The 18,988-nt window shown below is 39.3% G+C and carries 19 protein-coding genes, 5 tRNA genes and 1 pseudogene; 6 read left to right on the forward strand and 19 right to left on the reverse strand.

Annotated features, from left to right (window positions below; genetic code table 11):
- Nucleotides 1–112: 112 nt before the first annotated feature.
- From JOD45_RS09685 to JOD45_RS09710, 6 genes are all read right to left on the reverse strand, one after another.
- Nucleotides 113–724, reverse strand: coding sequence for a superoxide dismutase (locus JOD45_RS09685; protein WP_205003694.1), 612 nt, complete (start codon nucleotides 722–724; stop codon nucleotides 113–115).
- Between the two features lie 229 nt (nucleotides 725–953).
- Nucleotides 954–1,046, reverse strand: a tRNA-Ser gene (locus JOD45_RS09690).
- A gap of 46 nt (nucleotides 1,047–1,092) precedes the next feature.
- Nucleotides 1,093–1,169: transfer RNA gene (locus JOD45_RS09695), tRNA-Ile, on the reverse strand.
- 2 nt (nucleotides 1,170–1,171) lie between these two features.
- A tRNA-His gene (locus JOD45_RS09700) sits at nucleotides 1,172–1,247 on the reverse strand.
- 5 nt (nucleotides 1,248–1,252) lie between these two features.
- Nucleotides 1,253–1,329, reverse strand: a tRNA-Met gene (locus JOD45_RS09705).
- A gap of 7 nt (nucleotides 1,330–1,336) precedes the next feature.
- Nucleotides 1,337–1,411 (reverse strand) — tRNA-Asn (locus JOD45_RS09710).
- Between the two features lie 293 nt (nucleotides 1,412–1,704).
- On the opposite strand from JOD45_RS09710, the gene JOD45_RS09715 reads away from it, so the two are divergent.
- On the forward strand, nucleotides 1,705–2,208 hold the full coding sequence (locus JOD45_RS09715; RefSeq protein WP_205003695.1) for a DUF1189 family protein: 504 nt from the start codon (nucleotides 1,705–1,707) through the stop codon (nucleotides 2,206–2,208).
- Here the strand turns inward: JOD45_RS09715 and JOD45_RS09720 are convergent.
- Nucleotides 2,205–2,843, reverse strand: coding sequence for an NfeD family protein (locus JOD45_RS09720; protein ID WP_239549200.1), 639 nt, complete (start codon nucleotides 2,841–2,843; stop codon nucleotides 2,205–2,207). The two genes, JOD45_RS09715 and JOD45_RS09720, sit on opposite strands and share 4 nt — an antisense overlap.
- A 205-nt stretch (nucleotides 2,844–3,048) precedes the next feature.
- Here JOD45_RS09720 and JOD45_RS09725 point away from each other — a divergent pair, with 205 nt between their 5' ends.
- Together JOD45_RS09725 and ispG are read left to right on the forward strand one after the other, a co-directional pair.
- Nucleotides 3,049–3,351, forward strand: coding sequence for a hypothetical protein (locus JOD45_RS09725; RefSeq protein WP_205003696.1), 303 nt, complete (start codon nucleotides 3,049–3,051; stop codon nucleotides 3,349–3,351).
- Nucleotides 3,352–3,468: 117 nt separating this feature from the next.
- Complete coding sequence (gene ispG, locus JOD45_RS09730; RefSeq protein ID WP_205003697.1) at nucleotides 3,469–4,566, forward strand: flavodoxin-dependent (E)-4-hydroxy-3-methylbut-2-enyl-diphosphate synthase; 1,098 nt, start codon at nucleotides 3,469–3,471, stop codon at nucleotides 4,564–4,566.
- Between the two features lie 56 nt (nucleotides 4,567–4,622).
- Here the strand turns inward: ispG and JOD45_RS09735 are convergent, their stop codons facing one another.
- The 3 genes from JOD45_RS09735 to JOD45_RS16885 all read right to left on the reverse strand — a co-directional run bounded on the left by JOD45_RS09735 (nucleotide 4,623) and on the right by JOD45_RS16885 (nucleotide 7,155).
- Complete coding sequence (locus tag JOD45_RS09735) at nucleotides 4,623–5,195, reverse strand: nitroreductase family protein (protein ID WP_205003698.1); 573 nt, start codon at nucleotides 5,193–5,195, stop codon at nucleotides 4,623–4,625.
- 130 nt (nucleotides 5,196–5,325) lie between these two features.
- Nucleotides 5,326–5,676, reverse strand: coding sequence for a DUF4190 domain-containing protein (locus tag JOD45_RS09740; protein ID WP_205003699.1), 351 nt, complete (start codon nucleotides 5,674–5,676; stop codon nucleotides 5,326–5,328).
- A 102-nt stretch (nucleotides 5,677–5,778) separates the two neighbouring features.
- Entirely contained in the window at nucleotides 5,779–7,155 is a 1,377-nt protein-coding gene (locus JOD45_RS16885) for an ATP-binding protein (protein ID WP_205003700.1), read from the reverse strand.
- Nucleotides 7,156–7,360: 205 nt separating this feature from the next.
- On the opposite strand from JOD45_RS16885, the gene JOD45_RS09750 reads away from it, so the two are divergent.
- Nucleotides 7,361–7,606, forward strand: a complete 246-nt coding sequence (locus tag JOD45_RS09750; RefSeq protein WP_239549203.1) for a DUF2624 domain-containing protein — start codon at nucleotides 7,361–7,363, stop codon at nucleotides 7,604–7,606.
- A gap of 43 nt (nucleotides 7,607–7,649) precedes the next feature.
- Here the strand turns inward: JOD45_RS09750 and JOD45_RS09755 are convergent, their stop codons facing one another.
- Nucleotides 7,650–8,543, reverse strand: coding sequence for a deoxyribonuclease IV (locus JOD45_RS09755; RefSeq protein ID WP_205003702.1), 894 nt, complete (start codon nucleotides 8,541–8,543; stop codon nucleotides 7,650–7,652).
- Nucleotides 8,544–8,832: 289 nt separating this feature from the next.
- Between JOD45_RS09755 and vrrA the strand changes: the two genes are divergently transcribed.
- Complete coding sequence (vrrA, locus tag JOD45_RS09760; protein WP_205003703.1) at nucleotides 8,833–9,567, forward strand: VrrA/YqfQ family protein; 735 nt, start codon at nucleotides 8,833–8,835, stop codon at nucleotides 9,565–9,567.
- A 107-nt stretch (nucleotides 9,568–9,674) separates the two neighbouring features.
- Nucleotides 9,675–10,640 (forward strand): 4-hydroxy-3-methylbut-2-enyl diphosphate reductase, encoded by a 966-nt coding sequence (locus JOD45_RS09765; RefSeq protein ID WP_205003704.1) that lies wholly within the window; start codon nucleotides 9,675–9,677, stop codon nucleotides 10,638–10,640.
- 31 nt (nucleotides 10,641–10,671) lie between these two features.
- Here the strand turns inward: JOD45_RS09765 and JOD45_RS09770 are convergent, their stop codons facing one another.
- The 8 genes and pseudogenes from JOD45_RS09770 to JOD45_RS09805 all read right to left on the reverse strand — a co-directional run bounded on the left by JOD45_RS09770 (nucleotide 10,672) and on the right by JOD45_RS09805 (nucleotide 18,988).
- Entirely contained in the window at nucleotides 10,672–11,796 is a 1,125-nt protein-coding gene (locus JOD45_RS09770; RefSeq protein ID WP_205003705.1) for a Nif3-like dinuclear metal center hexameric protein, read from the reverse strand.
- Nucleotides 11,766–12,494, reverse strand: coding sequence for a tRNA (adenine(22)-N(1))-methyltransferase (locus JOD45_RS09775; protein WP_205003706.1), 729 nt, complete (start codon nucleotides 12,492–12,494; stop codon nucleotides 11,766–11,768). Before JOD45_RS09775 ends, JOD45_RS09770 begins: the two co-directional genes overlap by 31 nt.
- Nucleotides 12,495–12,607: 113 nt before the next feature.
- Nucleotides 12,608–12,961 carry a cytochrome c550 gene (cccA, locus tag JOD45_RS09780; protein ID WP_205003707.1) on the reverse strand — a complete coding sequence of 118 codons (354 nt, stop codon included), beginning with the start codon at nucleotides 12,959–12,961 and terminating at the stop codon, nucleotides 12,608–12,610.
- Nucleotides 12,962–13,090: 129 nt separating this feature from the next.
- Nucleotides 13,091–14,231 (reverse strand): annotated as a pseudogene (locus JOD45_RS09785) (acyl-CoA dehydrogenase family protein).
- 286 nt (nucleotides 14,232–14,517) lie between these two features.
- Nucleotides 14,518–15,621: an RNA polymerase sigma factor RpoD gene (gene rpoD / locus JOD45_RS09790; protein WP_205003708.1), complete on the reverse strand. Its 1,104-nt coding sequence runs from the start codon at nucleotides 15,619–15,621 to the stop codon at nucleotides 14,518–14,520.
- Nucleotides 15,622–15,656: 35 nt separating this feature from the next.
- Entirely contained in the window at nucleotides 15,657–17,459 is a 1,803-nt protein-coding gene (dnaG, locus tag JOD45_RS09795) for a DNA primase (RefSeq protein WP_205003709.1), read from the reverse strand.
- A gap of 55 nt (nucleotides 17,460–17,514) precedes the next feature.
- Nucleotides 17,515–17,964, reverse strand: coding sequence for a YaiI/YqxD family protein (locus JOD45_RS09800; protein ID WP_205003710.1), 450 nt, complete (start codon nucleotides 17,962–17,964; stop codon nucleotides 17,515–17,517).
- A 211-nt stretch (nucleotides 17,965–18,175) separates the two neighbouring features.
- On the reverse strand, nucleotides 18,176–18,988 hold the full coding sequence (locus tag JOD45_RS09805) for a pyruvate, water dikinase regulatory protein (protein WP_205003711.1): 813 nt from the start codon (nucleotides 18,986–18,988) through the stop codon (nucleotides 18,176–18,178).

An 18,988-nucleotide genomic window follows, 5' to 3' on the forward strand; every position in this document is an offset into this window, starting at 1 on the left:
TTCACTATCATTAGTTTAAATTCATCGCTGTACTTTGCCATATAAAAACACCCCGGAAGTTAGATTTTTTACTCTAACTTCCGGGGTGCAGTACCATTATGCGGACTTTATATTACTTTGCTGCTTCATATCGTTTATTTACTTCATCCCAATTAACAACATTCCAAAATGCGTTAATGTAGTCTGGACGTTTGTTTTGGTATTTTAGGTAATAAGCATGTTCCCAAACGTCAAGACCAAGAACCGGCGTTTTCCCTTCCATTAATGGAGAGTCTTGGTTTGGTGTGCTGTAAAGCTCAAGCTCGCCATTGTTGACTGCAAGCCAAGCCCAGCCTGAACCGAAACGTCCCGCAGCAACTTCAGCAAATTTCGCTTTAAAATCCTCGAAGCTGCCGAATTTAGCATTAATAGCGTCTGCTATAGCGCCGGTAGGATTGCCGCCGCCGTTCGGGGAAAGAATTTGCCAGAAGAAGGTGTGGTTTGCATGACCCCCGCCATTGTTGCGAACCGCTGTACGGATATCTTCAGGAACGTCATTAATATTTCTTAACAGGTCTTCAACAGATTGACTTGCAAGATTGTCCTTTCCATCAAGAGCTGCGTTAAGTTTGCTTACATATGTGCCATGGTGTTTATCATGGTGAATACGCATTGTTTGTTCATCGATATGTGGTTCAAGCGCGTTATAATCATAAGGTAAATCTGGGAGTTGATGATTTGCCATTGTATTCTCCTCCTATGTAAACTTTTTTATTTGGAAGAAAACTCGCATTGTTTTCTCTTCCATTTTTACATTATCAAAATTACTGCCTAACTGCAAATAATAAACACATAAAAAAGCCCTTTCACAACTTTATGAAAGAACTTAAACTTTTCGCTGTTAAGTTTTTAAATATAAAAAAAGACCGTATCACCTTTTGATACAATCATCATTAACTGCCTTTAAATAATTATGGCGGAGGAAGAGGGATTCGAACCCCCGCGAGCCGTTAAGCCCCTGTCGGTTTTCAAGACCGATCCCTTCAGCCAGACTTGGGTATTCCTCCGTTCCGGATGAAACATTGCTTTCAATCTAAGTTCTAAAATTCTGCATGGTGGACCCTGTAGGACTCGAACCTACGACCGGACGGTTATGAGCCGTCTGCTCTAACCAACTGAGCTAAGGGTCCAATGGGGCGATTGATGGGGATCGAACCCACGCATGCCGGAACCACAATCCGGTGTGTTAACCACTTCACCACAATCGCCGTATTGGTAGCGGCGGAGGGAATCGAACCCCCGACCTCACGGGTATGAACCGTACGCTCTAGCCAGCTGAGCTACGCCGCCGTTATAATGGCTCCACAGGTAGGATTCGAACCTACGACCGATCGGTTAACAGCCGATTGCTCTACCACTGAGCTACTGTGGAATAACTATGTTTCTTAAAACATTTATAGAAGACTTGCAAAATACTAATTTTAGGAGAGTTATCACATAATAATAATAATGACGCGACAAAATTCATTTTAAATGATGTATGTAATGATGTCAAGCGCTTTTTAATATGATCATCAATGTCGTTGGATTCATTAATATGACACGACATGTAGAAATATATCATATACTTTAATTTTATGCAATGTTTTTATAGACAAATCTTTGCAAAATAAATCCCTTGTTTATCGGTTGTTATTTTTGTAAAATTCAAATAGGTGATGAATAATGTCAATTTTTAAACAGTTGATGACAAATTTAACCCACCCTAAAAAGGCTTCCATGTTTCGGTTTCAGCGAATAGGAAAAACCATAAGTTACACCTTTCTTTTGGCATTAGCGGCGACCGTTTTTTTAGCACCGGCCGATATCAAACAGCTCTTTTCCCAGAACCCTGCTTTATCGTTCATTTTTATTCCGATTTTTTTCATATTTTATTATGCTATTGCATCATTTGCTTTTTTTATCGGTGTCTCTATGTTAGCTTTTATGGGGCTGCTATTAAAAGAACTTCTTCACAAACGCTTGAACTATCAACAAACATGGTCTCTCAGTGCCAATGCAATCACTTGGCCGGCACTTGTGTTCTCTATTGGGCAAATTTTTTACACTCTGCCTGAAATAATGATTTTTCCTTTTATTTTATTTAGTTTAATCATGCTGTTTGTGATGATTTATGCTGTACCCGGCTCAAAATCAGCGCCAAATAAAAGCAGCGGCCGCTTCCTTTAGGTCCCCGCTGCTTTCTTCTGAACAACAATCTTAGTCCCGTCAACAGATATAACTGAAACAGCCTCACCTTTTTTTAGCCATATACCATCTGTGATGGCGCTGTATCGTTTGCCTTCAATTTCGACAATGCCGACGGGGCGGAACGATGTTTCAGTCGTACCGTCTTTCCCGACTAACGCTTTATGCGATTCATTCATTGCATTGTATCCCGCTTCGCTTGATAATTGATCGGAAAAAGTCAGTTTAGACCAATAAGAGCGTGCAGGAAAAATCTTTAGAAATAAGAATGAACAAGACGTTCCCAGAATAAAGGCAGCTGCAACGGCCAAACCGTACAATGCTGACGGCGTTGGCAGCACACAAGCTAAAATCATTAATGTAACACCTATCAGCGCTACCGAGCCATTCGTAATCAGCTTGCTGTCAATAATGATTAATACAAGGCCAAATATTAAGAGTCCCAACATTAACAGCGGTGAACCGCGATGCAAATGATAAATAAAATATAATAGAAACAGCCCAGCGCCAAGCAATCCAAAAATCCCTTTGCTTTTTACAAGCATTTCACCAAATAGTAGTAAAGCCGCTATAAAAATGACAATAAATCCGATAAAAGGCGAATTTAGAACAGCCAATTCTTCGCTCCCCCCATTTTTAGAAGTCAAATCTTGCTTCACACATTAGCCGCAGCCAATCTCTCCCTTACAACATCCAGGGGCCAGCCTTCTCATCATATATACGTCTTCTATGTACAAAAGTTCCTTCTAAAAACCAAAAAACGTCATAATAAATAAAATCTATCATATATATGATATAAAACCATTTATAAGGATGCTGATGATGAAAAAATTATTACTATTAAGCGTTATTGGAATTATTTCATGGACAAGTTATTCAGACATCACAAATGGTACACTTCCTTCTGTATATAAAACACAAGATAACAGTCAAAGTCAATTAAATATAAATTATAAGAGAATCACTGTTAACCCGGGAGATACGGTTCTGTCTATAGTTGAAAAAATTAATCCCCATAAATCCCTGTCAATCGAAAAAGTGATGTCAGATTTTAAAAAGCTCAATCCCGGATGCAAACCGAACAAAATAGAAATCGGACAAAGTTATAATTTTCCTCAATATTGATTATTAATAATGGGTTCTCCTTGCCAAAATAAATAAGGTACTGATAAAATAAAAAATGTTATTTAATTTAATGGATTGTATTTTGTTATTTTTCTTATATAAAAGGAGCGATCGGGTATGGCTAAAATAACCCATCGAACACAAACAAGAAAAGTTAAGGTAGGCCCGTTAACTATCGGCGGTTCGAATGAATTGATTATCCAAAGCATGACGACAACTAAAACGCATGATGTAGAGGCGACTGTTGCAGAAATCCACCGCCTTGAAGAAGCCGGCTGCCAAGTCGTTCGGGTAGCTTGCCCCGACATGCGTGCGGCAGAAGCAATACCTGAGATTAAAAAAAGAATAAATATACCGCTTGTTGTTGATATTCACTTTAATTACAAGCTGGCGCTTAAAGCCATTGAAGGCGGCGCCGATAAAATTCGCATTAATCCAGGAAACATCGGAAAACGCGAAAACGTTGAAGCCGTTGTCAAAGCATGTAAAGAAAAAGGCATTCCGATCCGAATCGGTGTTAACGCTGGATCATTAGAAAAACGCATTCTTGAAAAATACGGCTACCCAACTGCGGATGGCATGGTTGAAAGCGCACTGTATCATATCAAAATTTTAGAGGATCTGGACTTCCATGACATTGTTGTGTCACTAAAAGCTTCAGATGTTAACTTAGCCGTAGAAGCCTATGAAAAAGCGGCGCAAGCTTTTGATTATCCGCTTCATCTTGGGATCACTGAATCAGGAACGAAATTTTCCGGTTCTATAAAAAGCGCTGCAGGTCTTGGCATCCTTCTTCATAAAGGCATAGGCAATACACTAAGAATTTCTTTATCCACCGACCCTGTCTATGAAGTAAAAGTCTGCAGAGAACTCTTAAAAACGTTCGGACTTGCTTCAAATGCCGCCACTTTAATTTCATGTCCGACTTGCGGCCGCATTCAAATCGATCTTATTAAAATCGCTGAAGAAGTTGAAGATTATATTGCAAAAATTAAAGCGCCGATAAAAGTTGCCGTTCTTGGCTGTGCTGTAAACGGACCTGGTGAAGCCCGCGAGGCTGATATAGGAATCGCCGGCGGCAACGGTGAAGGCCTGTTATTCCGTCACGGAGAAATTATAAGAAAAGTGCCTGAAGACATCATGGTAGAAGAATTGAAAAAAGAAATTGACAAACTCGCAGAAGAATATGCAGAGAAACAAAAAGTGAATTCATAGTCAATATAAAAAACAGCCTGTGGTTTAACCAGGCTGTTTTTTTAGTTGAATGATGTTTATTCGACCCATTCAGCTATTTCATGAACCGGCTTTTTCTTCGGCGGCTCAAGTTTTGTTTCTTGCGGATAACCTATGTATAAATAACCTAAAACCATTCCCTTGTCTGAAACATTAAAAGCATCTTTCATTGCTTGAGTATATGCCGGCTTTCCAGTACGCCAAATAGATGCCAATCCTAAAGCATGGGCAGTCAACATCATATTTTGTACAGCGCATGCCGCGGCTTCTATTTCTTCTATATATTCCACTTTCTCTTTATCGCTTGGTTCAACGGCAATAACAATAACTACCGGCGCCCGAAGCGCTTTTTTTATGCCTTTTTCGTAAGCTTCTTTTTTTTCATCGTCTGTTGGATGAACTAACTTTTCAACATTAATTTTGCCGTAAACATCGCCAAGCTTGTTTCGCCCTTCGCCGGTTAATACAGTAAATCGCCAAGGCTCTGTTTTGAAGTGATTAGGCGCCCAAATCGCTGATTCCAAGATTTTTTCAATTTTTTCACGAGGAGGCATTTCATCGGTCACTTTGCCGATTGATCTCCTTGTCTTAATCGCTTCAATCACATTCATACAAAATTCCCCTTTCCTTATTTTTTAACCTTTATATCATAACAATATTTAATTCATATTTCTATAAAGGCAGCTTACCGCTTTTGGAAAATGAAAAGGAACATTCCGCTTGCGGAATGTTCCTATCCATTTAGAAGAACGGTCTAGCAAACAATGCAATAACGATAGCTGCTATTCCAACACCGATTGCCCATGCACCTAAAGTTTTTGCGCCTTGCCTTCTGGCTATAATGCCAACAATAATTCCCGCTGCTCCCATGATAATCGGCAAGAAGAATAAGCCAATAACAGAAAGAACAATGGCAAGCCAGCCTAATCCAGTTCCCTCGGCTTCTTCATCAGCATCATCTGCATAAATATCCCTGTCAACAGCGGCTTCGGCAGCAAACTCTTCGCCGAAATCATCTTCGTCATCTAAATGGTATATTTTGTTTAACGAAGAATCATCATCATAATCCTTAAAACGATCCTTGTCAGCCATCGTGATCCCTCACTTTCTATTTAAGGATCAATTATAGTTTGACACGTTGGCTGACTTTTCATTAATGTAAAAGATACCATTTCTTTTTTGCCGTTTATGCCATCAATCATTGACAAAAGGAAGCGTAAAAGTAATTGTCGTTCCTTCTCCTAACTTGCTGTCAATATAAAATTCGCCCTCATGATCTTTTATAATTTTTTTGCAGAGAGGCAAACCAATGCCAGTGCCATTTTCTTTTGTAGTAAAAAACGGTTTCCCTAACTTTTCCAGTACAGATTTCTCCATTCCCGGTCCGTTGTCAGAAACCGTTACCTGATAAACATCCTTTAATGCTTTCGTGCGAATTTCAAACCTTTTGTCATTTTGCTTTTCTTCAAAAGCTTCAACTGCATTGCGAAGAAGATTTAAAATAATTTGTTTAATCATCGATTTATCAAAATAAATCCGGCGATTTGTTTTTTCAAATTGATAATCGAAAGTAATGTTTCTTAGTATGCACTCTGAGCGAATTAATGGGATTAAAGAATGGAAAAGCTCATTTGGCTCCTGAACCTGCTTTCTGGAGTTGTTGCGAGAAAGAGATAAAAAGTCCTCAATAATTTCATTCATTCGATCAATTTCTGATAAAATGGTCTTATAATATTTCTCTATATTGTTTGTAAGGCCAGACAATTGAATAAAACCTCTAATAACTGATAATGGATTTCGAAGCTCATGGGCAAATCCGGCAGCAAGATGAGAAACAGATTCCATTTGCTGCTTATGTTTCATTAAACTGTTAAATTCATCAGCTGAAGTCCGATTATCTATTATAAAAATAATATGGTCATTTTCTTCTATATAGATGCCTTTGATATGGTATAGAACATCTTTATAGACATGAAACCTTTGCAAATTTTTGCGGGAACTGCGGATCTCTTTTGCTAAAAAGCCCATTGTCTCGATGATTGGATGGTTTTTATCATAATTTTTATTATAATATTTCTGAGGTATAGCCTCTTTATTGCAATAATAAACCTCATCCTTTTCGTTTAGCTCAACGATAATAATATCTAATGCGTTTAATATGATATGTGGCGTATGTAAATGGTGCTGTTCGTGTTTTTGGTCATAAAGATATTCCTGGCCAGCAAGATAAATGTCATTTTTAAAAAACTTCCCTTTATATAAATATTTTTTATAATCACCATTTACTTTTTGATATAAATTTTTAGACAAAACCTTCCCAGTTTCAGTTAATTCTCGAAAAAACAGCAACGCTTCTTGCTTTGAATGTTTTGATAAATGATCGAAAAATTGCCTGCCGTTTTCTTTAATTAATCGATCGCCATTCGCATTGCTTTCGATAATGCTGCCGTTTAAAGCCACGCAAAAGCGAATCTCAAAAGACAATTCATTTTCAAACCATTGATCTTTCAGGGCAGAAACACAAGATTCAGAATTGCGCCGAATAATAATCCCTCCCCTCTGACAAAACACATCAATAAAATAACTATAACAATAATTATACAGAAACAATTTGACTTTACATAGGATTAAACGCAAGTACTTATAGACAATGTTTGCAAGTGTCTTGTCACTTCATTTCGATTTCGATCATTTCTTGTTGATTCACACATTGGGTTCGCCTTCATAACATATACATGAGTATTCTTGCGATTGGAGAGTGAACTGAGTGAATCAAATGATCAGACAGCTTGTAAATCAAAAAATCAATAATGTCACACCCCAAGAATTGCTTAAGCTAAGCCAACAGTACGGTTTTGATCTTTCAAGAGCCCAAGCTGATAAGATCTCAAAAATGTTAAGAGGAAAGAATATTGATATATTTAATGACCAAGACAGGCGTCAAGTGCTGCAAAATATATCGGTTAATATCGATAGGCGTCTTGCATCCGAAATCAACCGCATGTTTAATGAGTTTATGTAAAACATAAGTGAGCAGTCATCAATAACACGAAGATATCTTCGTGTTATTGATGCGCTATATCGTCTAATAAATGATCATTAAATGTTCCACTCTTAAACATATCAATTTCAAATTTATATGGGGGCTTTTTGCTTTTTTTGTCGTGGCCGACGTACGGCGTCTCCAGAATTTTAGGCAAGCCCTTCAATTGATCATGATGTACAATATAATTAAGAGCGTCAAAGCCGATATGACCCAATCCAATGTTTTCATGACGGTCTTTACGGGCGCCGCGTTCATTTTTGCTGTCATTAACATGGACAACTTTAATCCTGTCTAAACCGACGATTTTATCAAATTCTTCTAATACACCATCAAAATCATTAACAATGTCGTAGCCTGCATCATGAGTATGACATGTATCAAAACATACTGACAGCTTATCATTATGAGAAACACCGCTAATAATTTCTGCCAAATGCTCAAACCGATAGCCGCACTCTGAACCCTTTCCTGCCATCGTCTCAAGAGCAATTTGCACTTTATCGTCTTTACTTAAGACCTCATTAAGCCCTTCGATGATTTTTTTAATTCCTGCTTCTTCTCCTTCACCGACATGAGAACCAGGATGCAGCACAATTTGCTTCGCTCCTATCGCTTCAGTCCGATCTATCTCTTTTCGCAAGAAAGATACCCCTATTTCAAAAGTCTCAGGTTTGACTGTATTTGCGATATTTATAATATACGGCGCGTGAACGACAATATCCTCAATACCATGGCGTTTCATATGCTCACGGCCGGCGTCAATATTAAGTTTTTCGATAGCTTTTCTTCGTGTATTTTGCGGCGCGCCGGTATATATCATAAATGTTGATGAACCGTAGGATACAGCTTCTTCACTTGCACCCAAAAGCATTTTATCACCGCTCATAGACACGTGAGAACCAATTTTCAACAAAATAAACACTCCTCTCACGACCATTCTAACACAATCCTTACCGGTTAGAAATCAGATATTAACGCCAGTATGCCGTCATTGCCCAAAACTAGGCTTTCTATCCAACTTATGACTTTCACCCTCTAACTTCTCAAACAGACAACACTCATCCCTTGGCAATAGCATAATATAACATAGATACTAGAGGGTTAGACATGAAATGTTGGAATTTTATTGTTTCGAGACCGAGCTCATTTTTTCTGACTTCTTGCTTCTAACCGACAACTTCTAGCACGGAAGGAGTGACGATATGTTTCCCTTTAGACAAACACCGCAAATGCCGGTACAGCCGACGAATATGATCCCGCAAAATATGATGCCGCCATTTATGGGCGGTTTTCCGGGCCGAGCGGCAGCAGGGTTTCCTCAAGCAGCTGGAATGCAAACAGGCACACAGGGGATTACGGGCGGACTGCGCGGCCTCACCAGATTATTGAACCCAGGAAACGGCCTTGGCACCAGCCAAGCATTTGGAGCCGGCCAAGCACTGGGAGCAGGAAATACACTCAGCAGCGCGGGTCAAGCACTGGGTACAGGAATGCCCGGAACCGGCGGCGGTTTAATGGGCGTGTTTTCTAATCTGCAGAAAGCGGTAAAAACAGCACAAACTGTTATTCCTATGGTTCAGCGATTTGGACCTATCGTCAAAAACGCACCTGCGCTCTTTAATATGATGAAAACATTCAGGGAAATTAATAAAGCTGGAGACAGCACCGATAATAACCAAGGCTCCGGAACAGAAGAACAAAATTCAGAAACAACCAATCAGCAAACATCAGATCAACAAACATCAGGTCAAACATCTGGTCAACAAACATCGGAACAGCAAGTATCAGGCCATACATCAAACAAAAATAAAGAATCCAAATCTCAACGTACAACCCAAAAGGGATCAGAACAAGATAAGAATAGCAAAATAGAAAAGAAACAACCTTCAAGAAAAAAAACAGATAAAAAAACATCCTCGCCAAAACTTTATATATAATCAACGATGCTTGTCTTAGATGGTTTGTCTTATCATGGCGCCTCCTTTATAATAAGAGGGATAAATCACTTATTTTATGGTCAGCTTCAATAAGGAGGCTATTTTTTATGGATGTCATTAAAGTATCACCGAGAGGATATTGTTATGGTGTTGTCGATGCAATGGTTATTGCAAGGAAAGCGGCAATGAATAAAGACCTGCCAAGGCCTATTTATATACTTGGCATGATTGTTCATAACAGGCACGTCACTGAAGCCTTTAAAGAAGAAGGCATCATTACTCTAGATGGAAAAGAAAGAATTGAACTATTAAAGGATATAGATCGCGGAACAGTCATTTTTACCGCTCACGGCGTTTCGCCGGAAGTTCGCAAATTGGCTGAGGAAAAAGGACTGACAACCATTGATGCAACATGTCCGGATGTAACCAAAACGCATGAGCTTATAGAAGAAAAGAAAAAAGAAGGCTATCATGTTATTTATATCGGAAAAAAGGGTCACCCTGAACCGGAAGGTGCTGTCGGCGTCGCGCCGGATATTGTCCACCTTGTTGAAACTCATGATGATGTTGACCAGTTAGCTTTAGATACTGACAAGATCATCATTACCAACCAAACAACCATGAGCCAATGGGATGTCCGCGAACTGATGAATCATATTAAAGAAAAATATCCGCATGCCAAAATTCATAATGAAATTTGTTTGGCAACCCAAACGAGACAGGAGGCTGTCGCAGAACAAGCAAAGGAAGCTGACCTGCTCTTAGTTGTAGGCGATCCAAGGAGCAATAATTCAAACCGCCTGGCCCAAGTATCCGAAGAAATTGCCGGAACCAAAGCTTACAGAATCGCTGATCTCTCTGAACTTCATTTAGATTGGCTAAAAGGCGTCAATAAAGTGGCTGTTACAGCGGGAGCTTCAACACCGACACAGTTGACTAAAGAAGTCATTCTTTTTCTTGATCAGTATGACCCAAATGATCCAGCCACTTGGCACACTCAATCAAAAGCCCACAGCAAAGATATTTTGCCAAAAATTAAAATCAAAAAGAAGCCAAAGACAGTTAAAGAATAATAAAAAACGGTCGATATTGATCGACCGTTTTTTATATAAATATAAATGGGTTTGTATTAGCGCTGGATGCAATGACAGTTGTATCATAACAGCCCGATGATTGAATAACTTCTTCAAAGTATTGTTTGGCGCCCTCTTTGACAACCTTTTCTATATGGTGGCCGGCATCGATGACATTCAGTTGATGAAGAAGGGCATCATGTGCTGTATGGTAATAAACATCACCGGTGATGATGACATCAGCGCCTTTATATTTAGCGAATGGTATAAGACTATTTCCATCACCGCCTGAGACGGCTATTTTTTTTACTTTTGAATCCAAATCTCCTGTAACACGAACGCCGTCAAGATCCAGACGTTCTTTAACATTCTCTGCCAACTCTTTCAATGTGACCGCTTCAGGCAATTCGCCAATTCTTCCTAACCCGAATGTTTTGCCTTGATTATCAAGCGGATACACGTCATAGGCCACTTCCTCATAAGGATGGCTTGAAATCATTTTATTAACTGTACGGTTTAGCAGTGATTCTGGAACAATTGTTTCGACCCTAACTTCCGAGACTTGCTCCAGCTTGCCCTTTTCTCCTATATAAGGATTTGTTCCTTCTTCAGGCAAAAATGTCCCGGTTCCCTGAATATTAAAAGTACAGTGGCTGTAATTCCCGATTGCTCCTGCACCTGCCGAACCCAACGCTTCACGAACTTGAGCGGCATGACTCTCAGGCACAAACACAGATAATTTATATAATGGTTCTGTATATGTTGGCTTTAAAATTTGCGAATTCGTCAGACCAAGCTTTTGGGCCAGCATATCATTAATGCCGCCTTCTGCCACATCAAGATTTGTATGGGCAACATAGACAGCAATATCGTTCTGAATCAGTTTAGATATTATTTTGCCTTGTCCTGAATCTGCACGAATATCTTTTAAAGGCCTGAAAATAACAGCATGATGAGCAAAAATGAGATCAACATTTTTCTCAATGGCTTCGTCAGCAACATTTTCTAAAACATCTAAAGTCACCATGACTTTTTTTACTTTTTTATTTAAAGTCCCTATTTGCAAACCAATCTTATCATTTTCGAAAGCTAATTTTTTAGGCGCCCAATTTTCAAAAGCTTGAATCAAGGTTTGTCCGTGAATATATTGTCCCAATTTAATCCCCTTTCTATAATCTCCGCCTTTTTTATGAACTGCTGTTTTTTTTGAACTATGTCATCAGTTTGTTCAGTATTGCTAAGCGATTGAATGATATTTTCAATCTTATGAAGTTCCATTCTCCATTTCTTTTCAAAGACTTTATCTTTCTTTTTGATCAAGTACGGGCCCATTAAGCGTTCTATTTCAGTCAGCTGAATCGGTTCAGCGGTTTGATGAGCCGCAAGCATCTCATAAATATGGCCGTCTTCTTCAAGAATGTCTTCATTAAAAATTGACCATCCATGAGAACTAAGCCAGTCCCGAACTGTATCTGAAGCGACATTCGGCTGCAGAATGAGCGTTGTTTCACTCGTCAGCTTATCCGACCCTTCATCAAGAATTTTTCTAATTAAACTGCCTCCCATCCCTGCGATAACGACGACGTCTGTCTCGCCTCGTTTAATAACCTTTAAGCCATCACCCAAGCGTACAGAAATGACTTTCTCTAAACCGAGCGATTGGACAGTTCGCAGCGCGGATTGGTATGGCCCTTCATTAACTTCTCCGGCAACAGCCTGGCTAATCAATCCTTTTTGATAAGCGTAACAAGGAAGGTAAGCATGATCAGAACCAATATCACTTAACGTCTTTGCATGTGCCGGTATGTACGAAATTAAGCGCAGTAAACGCTTTGATAACTGAATCTGTTCCATATAACCACCGTCTATATTTTATTTACATTACTTATCATACCATACCCCACTCTATATCCAAATTAGCCGCAAATAAAAAAAGCGATCTCAACAGATCGCTTTTTCCTTTTTCCTTATTTCTTTTTAGACAGCCAATCAGCAACTTTTTGGGCCTCATCGCCTTGAATGACATTTGCCGGCATTCCGCCGCCGCCATTTTTAATTTGTTTTAGAATTCTATCTTTTGAAATTTTGCTTCCAATATGCTGCAGATTTGGTCCCGCACCGCCTTCTAGATTTTGCCCATGACAAGAAGCGCAATTTTGCTTAAAGATAGCTTCAGGTTTTACATTTGCTGTACTCGTCTTTCCAGCTTTTGCCGCTTGACGATCTTGTACAATATTGCCGCCCCAAACAGATAATACAATAACAAATATAATACCTAATACAGCAATGATGCCAAAAGGCACAAGCGGATTCCGCTTCATATAACAATCCCCCTATGTATATTTTTGGATCAATCAAAGCCGTTTGCTGAATATTTCCCCTTATTATATTTTACTTTATATTCTAAATGAATGAAAGACCAGATCAGAAAGTCATGAACTGAATCTTTTTTAGCAGCCGATTTCCCTTGCAATGACCATCCTTTGAACCTCAGAGGTGCCTTCCCCTATTTCAAGCAATTTAGCGTCCCTCAGGTAACGTTCAACCTGATATTCGCGCATATAACCGTTCCCGCCATGAATCTGAATGGCTTCGGTACAAACCTCCATGCAAATTTCCGATGCGTATAATTTGCACATTGGAAGCTTCTTTTGTAAATTTCTTTCCTTGATCTTTTAACCAAGCCGCTTTATATACCATTTGACGGGCAAGCTCTATTTTTAATGCCATATCTGCCAATTTAAATTGAATGGCTTGAAACTTAGAAATAGCCCTGCCGAATTGCGTTCTCTGCTTTGCATAGTTAAGAGCATCTTCGTAGGCGGCTTGCGCGATGCCGACAGCCATGGCCCCTATTCCAATTCTTCCGCCGTCCAAAGTAATCAGAAATTGCTTAAAGCCCTCTCCTCTTTTGCCTAAAATATTTTCCTCCGGCACGCGAACATTTTCAAGAAATAGTTCTGTAGTATTTGAAGCATTTAAACCCATTTTTTCATATGGTTCTGTTATAGAAAATCCTTGAGCATCCGCAGGAACAATAATCGCACTTATTTCCTTTTCTCCATTAATGCGGGAAGTAACGGCCGTAATGGGAATCACTTTGGCGTATGATGCATTTGTTATAAAGCATTTGCTGCCGTTAATAACCCATTCCCCTTCTTCTAGTCTTGCTTCCGTTTCTGTACCGCCTGCATCTGAGCCGGCGTTTGCTTCAGTCAGACCAAAAGCCCCTAAGGCATCCCCGTTGCATATCGGCACTAAATATTCCCTTTTTTGCGCTTCTGTTCCGAATAAGTTTAAAGGCGCTCCCCCAAGCGAAACATGGGCTGAATAAGTGATACCGGTAGAGCCGCACGCTCGGCTTAATTCTTCAACAGCGATGGCAAAGCATATGGTATCCGCTCCACCGCCGCCATATTCTTCAGGAAAAGGCAGCCCTAATATGCCAAGTTGACCAAGTTGATCAAAAATATCTTTCGGAAACGCTTTATTTCTGTCTCTTTCTGTTGCTCCGGGTGCTACCACCTCATCCGCAAACTCTTTCATCATCTTTTTTATCATCATTTGTTCGTGTGTTAAATGGAAATCCATGAGTTTTCTCCTCCCGCATTATGGATACGCTTACATACATTATAAAATACCCGCATCTGTTATTTCAATTATCTAAAAAATTAAATATCTGTTTTCGCTCTAAAAAATTGTTTATAAGTATTGGTTTAAAAGCTTTTTATGTGTGTATTCCGCGTCAATAAATATTAATTTACAAATCTCGATAAAAGATGTATTTGCAAATCATAAAAAAAGTCAGTAAAATAAATGACAAGAATACAAAAAAAGTTTACTTCACACAAATGAAGTAAACTTTAACTGTTACATCTTATTCTAAAAAGTCTTTAAGTTGTTTACTACGGCTTGGATGACGCAGCTTTCTAAGAGCTTTAGCTTCTATTTGTCTAATACGCTCTCTTGTTACGCCGAAAACTTTCCCAACTTCTTCTAAAGTTCTTGTTCTGCCGTCGTCTAAACCAAATCTCAGACGAAGGACATTTTCTTCTCTGTCTGTAAGCGTATCGAGCACATCTTCAAGCTGTTCTTTCAGCAATTCGTAAGCTGCAGCATCTGACGGCGCTTGAGCATCTTGGTCTTCGATAAAATCGCCAAGGTGCGAATCATCTTCTTCACCAATCGGTGTTTCCAATGATACAGGTTCTTGAGCTATTTTAAGTATTTCTCTTACTTTATCAGGGGGTAATTCCATTTCTTTTCCAATTTCTTCAGGTGTAGGTTCACGGCCTAAATCTTGCAGCATTTGACGCTGTACCCTAATCAGCTTATTAATGGTCTCAACCATATGCACGGGAATTCTAATCGTTCTTGCCTGATCGGCAATCGCTCTTGTAATTGCTTGTCTGATCCACCAAGTTGCATATGTGCTGAACTTGTAGCCTTTTCTATAATCAAATTTCTCAACGGCTTTTATAAGACCCATATTGCCTTCTTGGATGAGGTCAAGGAATAGCATGCCTCTGCCCACATAGCGCTTAGCAATACTGACAACCAGACGCAAATTCGCTTCTGCAAGGCGCCGTTTTGCTTCTTCATCGCCTTGCTCTATTCTTTTGGCAAGATTAATCTCATCTTCGGCTGACAATAAATCAACCCGCCCGATCTCTTTTAAGTACATTCTCACAGGGTCATTTATTTTTACACCCGGCGGAACACTGAGATCATTGAGATCAAATTCCTCTTCTTTACTTACGATATTGTCAGTGTTGTGAATATCTTCAAGAACGTCAACACCTTGATCTTCAAGATATTCATAAAACTCATCCATTTGCTCTGAGTCTTGATCAAATGGCGCAAGACGTTCTGATACCTCACTATAAGAAAGAGCACCTCGTTTTTTCCCCAGCTCAACAAGCTGTTCTTTCACTTGATCAATGGTTGTCTCGTGATCGGTCTTGCTTTGTTTCTCAGCCATTTGATCCCCTCCTTCCAATACTCTTAATTCTAATTTTACATGCCTTTAATTTCTTTCTTCATTGAGATAATCTCAGCCAAGAGATTAGCTGCCAATTCTACATTTTGATTTTGTTCGGCTTTTCTTCTTTGTTCTTCTTTAACTTTAATGGCTTCAGCTTTGCCATGTTTTATAACCTGATCAATATAATCTTGGATTTCTTTGTCAGATGCTGATTCGTTAATCTGCATCATCGCAAGATCTGTAGCAGCATTTTGCAGCTCTGGATCATTCAGCCGCTGTATAAATAAACTAATATCAGGCGGTGCGCCATCTTCATAAAAACCGTATAAATGTGCAGCCAAAGCTTGATGAATATCAATATTAAATGAACCGCCTATTTTTTCTTTTACAAGTTCAGTAATTTCTGCGCTTCTCATCATGTGGGCAATTAATTGTCTTTCAGCCGCATGGTAAGCAGGATACAGCTTATTTTGTTTAACCATCTTGGATGCGGAAGCGGTTATGCGCTCTTTCCCATGCTTCTTCAATTGCCGGTACATTTGATATTGCTGCTGTTTCAGAGCATCAAGCGATATTGAAAATTCATCGGCCAATTGCCTCAGATAATGATCCCGCTCAACTGCTTTTTTGAGTCCGGCTATTTCATGTAGTACATCTTCGATATAGCGCATCCGATCTCCTTCATCATAAAGATTTCGTCCTGACCGCAAGTAATCCATTTTAAAAGCCATAAGCGTTTGGCCAGCCCCTATTACATCGTTCCGAAAACGTTCACCGCCTAATTTGCTAATGTAGTCATCGGGGTCCAGGTTTTCAGGCATTTTCGCTATTTTCACCGTTCTGCCGCGGTCTTTTAACATTTCTGCAGCACGGAAAGCCGCATCGATGCCGGCTTGATCGGAGTCATAGCATATTATAATAGTTTCAGCGTTTCTTGTTAAAAGTCCTGCTTGCTCTTCGGTTAAAGATGTCCCCATGGAAGCGACAGCGTTGGTAATGCCGGCTTGATGAGCCTTAATAACATCCACATAGCCTTCTAATAAAACAACTTGATTTTCTTGTTTAATGGAAGAGCGGGCCAAATGATATCCATAAAGAATATTCCCCTTATGAAATATATTAGACTCCGGTGTATTTATATACTTTGGTTTTTCATTTGTTAATATCCGTCCGCCGAAGGCAACCGCTTTTCCTCTGCGATCCCAAATCGGAAATATAATGCGGTTTCTAAACCGATCAAAAAATTTATCGTCGAAATGCCGCCTTGACAGTATGCCGGCCTTTTCCAAAAGCGGAAGCGAAAAGCCCCTCTTTTGCAAAAAGTTTGTTGCCGCCTCCCATGAATCCACGGCAAATCCTATTTGGAATTTCTCGATCGTTTCTTGAGAGAAACCTCGCCTTTTAAGATAATCTCTTCCCTTTTCGCCGTAATTTGATTCGCATAGCATATAATGGTAAAATTTTGTCAAAAGCTCAAGCGCTTGATATAAGGTTTGCTGTTCTTGATAGCCTTTATGATTGCGCTGTTTGTCTTGAGTATATTTTTCGGAGATTTCAATATGAGCTTTTTCGGCTAGAAACTGAACAGCTTCCGGAAAAGAAAAACCTTCAATCTCCATGACAAACGTAAATATGTTTCCCCCGGCACCGCAGCCGAAGCAGTGAAAAATTTGTTTATCAGGCGATACAGAAAAGGATGGTGTTCGTTCATTATGGAAAGGGCAGAGAGCGGTATAGCTCTTTCCTTGCTTCTTTAATTGAACATATTCACCAATGATATCAACAATGTCCAAAGACGTTCGTATTTTTTCGATCGTTTCCTCCTGTATCCGCATGTTTGCATACACCACCAGTGTCTACTCTAAAGAAAACTTTGCTTTTTTTGCTGCTTTATGATAACTGGCTCAATAAATTTTCCAAGGAACGGCAAAAACGTTGTCGATCTTTAAGGCTGAAGGGCTTAGGACCCTTAATCCTATTTCCTTGGGCCAATTGTTTGTAGGACATGTATCTCCTGTGCAAAATATTGGGCATGTCCTTCTCTTTAACTAAATTTCCACCCGGAGTTAATACATAAACATGTTTGTGCGTTAACAGGCTTGAAAGCCCCATATCCTGCGTAACGACAATATCCCCCTCTTCGGCGTGATTAACAATATATATATCGGCGGCTTCTTTGTCTGGATCAACGTATATCCATCCGGGTGCACTGTCAATTGAATAATGGGAATAAGAAGCAACAAAAATTAACGAAACAGGATAATGCGCTGCTACTTGCTCGATCTCCTTTTTGACAGGACAAGCATCTGCATCGACGAAAAGCCTTCTCTTCTTAAGCATATATTTTAAATTCTATATCCTCTCATTAAAATCCTTCATGAAGGATCATGTTTAAATTTTGCGAAATTTGTCGAATAGAGGTGAAATAGAGCTTTATTTGTTATTTTAATCACAAATATGTATTATAATACATTTAAAATACAAACTTCAAGATAAAAAGAAAAAAATTTAATACACCGCCTCCATTCGGTGTATTAAATATCAATTTATCCTATTTAACTAATGCAAGGATTCTATTCGCGGTCTCTTCAACTGCCCGGTTTGAAACATCAATCACTCTGCAGCCGATTTTATTCATGACATTTTCAAAATGATCCAACTCTTCTTTAATGCGATTGATCTTAGCATAGTTAGCGTTAGAATCAAGACCGAGGGCTGTTAGCCTTTCTATTCTGATATGATTGAGCTGTTCCGGTGAAATGCGCAAGCCGAAACATTTATCAGGGTTTATTTTAAACAATTCCTCCGGCGGGTCCACTTCAGGAACGAGCGGCACATTGGCTACTTTGTAACGCTTTAATGCAAGATACTGCGACAAAGGCGTTTTCGATGTTCGGGATACGCCAATTAACACGATGTCCGCTTTTAAAATGCCTCTCGGGTCTCTTCCGTCATCGTATTTAACCGCAAATTCAATCGCTTCCACTCTCTTAAAGTAATCTTCATCAAGCTTATGAATGAGGCCCGGTTTATAACTTGGCTCTTGTTGAAAGATTGATGTCAGTTTATGAATGGTTGGTGTAATAATATCAATAATTTCAACATTATTTTCTTCAGCTGATTTGACTAAATGATCTTTCATTTCTGGAACAACAAGCGTAAAAGCGATTAAAGCATTGTTCTCTTTTGCCGAAAAAATAATTTCATTAATTGTGTCAAGATCATTCACAAATGGAAACTTTTCAACTTCAATCTCGCAGTCTTTAAATTGTATCGCTGCCGCTTTGATCACTGATTCGGCAGTTTCCCCAACAGAATCGGAAACAATATATACTTTTTTCACATCATGATTTGTACTTTTCAT

This window comes from Scopulibacillus daqui, from assembly GCF_016908855.1.
Lineage (GTDB): Bacteria > Bacillota > Bacilli > Bacillales > Sporolactobacillaceae > Scopulibacillus_A > Scopulibacillus_A daqui.

Excerpts from the sequence above, each read along its gene's own strand:
- JOD45_RS09685 (WP_205003694.1), bottom strand. The coding sequence starts at position 724 with ATGGCAAATCATCAACTCCCAGATTTACCTTATGATTATAACGCGCTT.
- JOD45_RS09715 (WP_205003695.1), top strand. The coding sequence starts at position 1,705 with ATGTCAATTTTTAAACAGTTGATGACAAATTTAACCCACCCTAAAAAG.
- JOD45_RS09725 (WP_205003696.1), top strand. The coding sequence starts at position 3,049 with ATGAAAAAATTATTACTATTAAGCGTTATTGGAATTATTTCATGGACA.
- ispG (WP_205003697.1), top strand. The coding sequence starts at position 3,469 with ATGGCTAAAATAACCCATCGAACACAAACAAGAAAAGTTAAGGTAGGC.
- JOD45_RS09735 (WP_205003698.1), bottom strand. The coding sequence starts at position 5,195 with ATGAATGTGATTGAAGCGATTAAGACAAGGAGATCAATCGGCAAAGTG.
- JOD45_RS09740 (WP_205003699.1), bottom strand. The coding sequence starts at position 5,676 with ATGGCTGACAAGGATCGTTTTAAGGATTATGATGATGATTCTTCGTTA.
- JOD45_RS09750 (WP_239549203.1), top strand. The coding sequence starts at position 7,361 with ATGATCAGACAGCTTGTAAATCAAAAAATCAATAATGTCACACCCCAA.
- vrrA (WP_205003703.1), top strand. The coding sequence starts at position 8,833 with ATGTTTCCCTTTAGACAAACACCGCAAATGCCGGTACAGCCGACGAAT.
- JOD45_RS09765 (WP_205003704.1), top strand. The coding sequence starts at position 9,675 with ATGGATGTCATTAAAGTATCACCGAGAGGATATTGTTATGGTGTTGTC.
- JOD45_RS09775 (WP_205003706.1), bottom strand. The coding sequence starts at position 12,494 with ATGGAACAGATTCAGTTATCAAAGCGTTTACTGCGCTTAATTTCGTAC.
- cccA (WP_205003707.1), bottom strand. The coding sequence starts at position 12,961 with ATGAAGCGGAATCCGCTTGTGCCTTTTGGCATCATTGCTGTATTAGGT.
- rpoD (WP_205003708.1), bottom strand. The coding sequence starts at position 15,621 with ATGGCTGAGAAACAAAGCAAGACCGATCACGAGACAACCATTGATCAA.
- dnaG (WP_205003709.1), bottom strand. The coding sequence starts at position 17,459 with ATGCGGATACAGGAGGAAACGATCGAAAAAATACGAACGTCTTTGGAC.
- JOD45_RS09800 (WP_205003710.1), bottom strand. The coding sequence starts at position 17,964 with ATGCTTAAGAAGAGAAGGCTTTTCGTCGATGCAGATGCTTGTCCTGTC.
- JOD45_RS09805 (WP_205003711.1), bottom strand. The coding sequence starts at position 18,988 with ATGAAAAGTACAAATCATGATGTGAAAAAAGTATATATTGTTTCCGAT.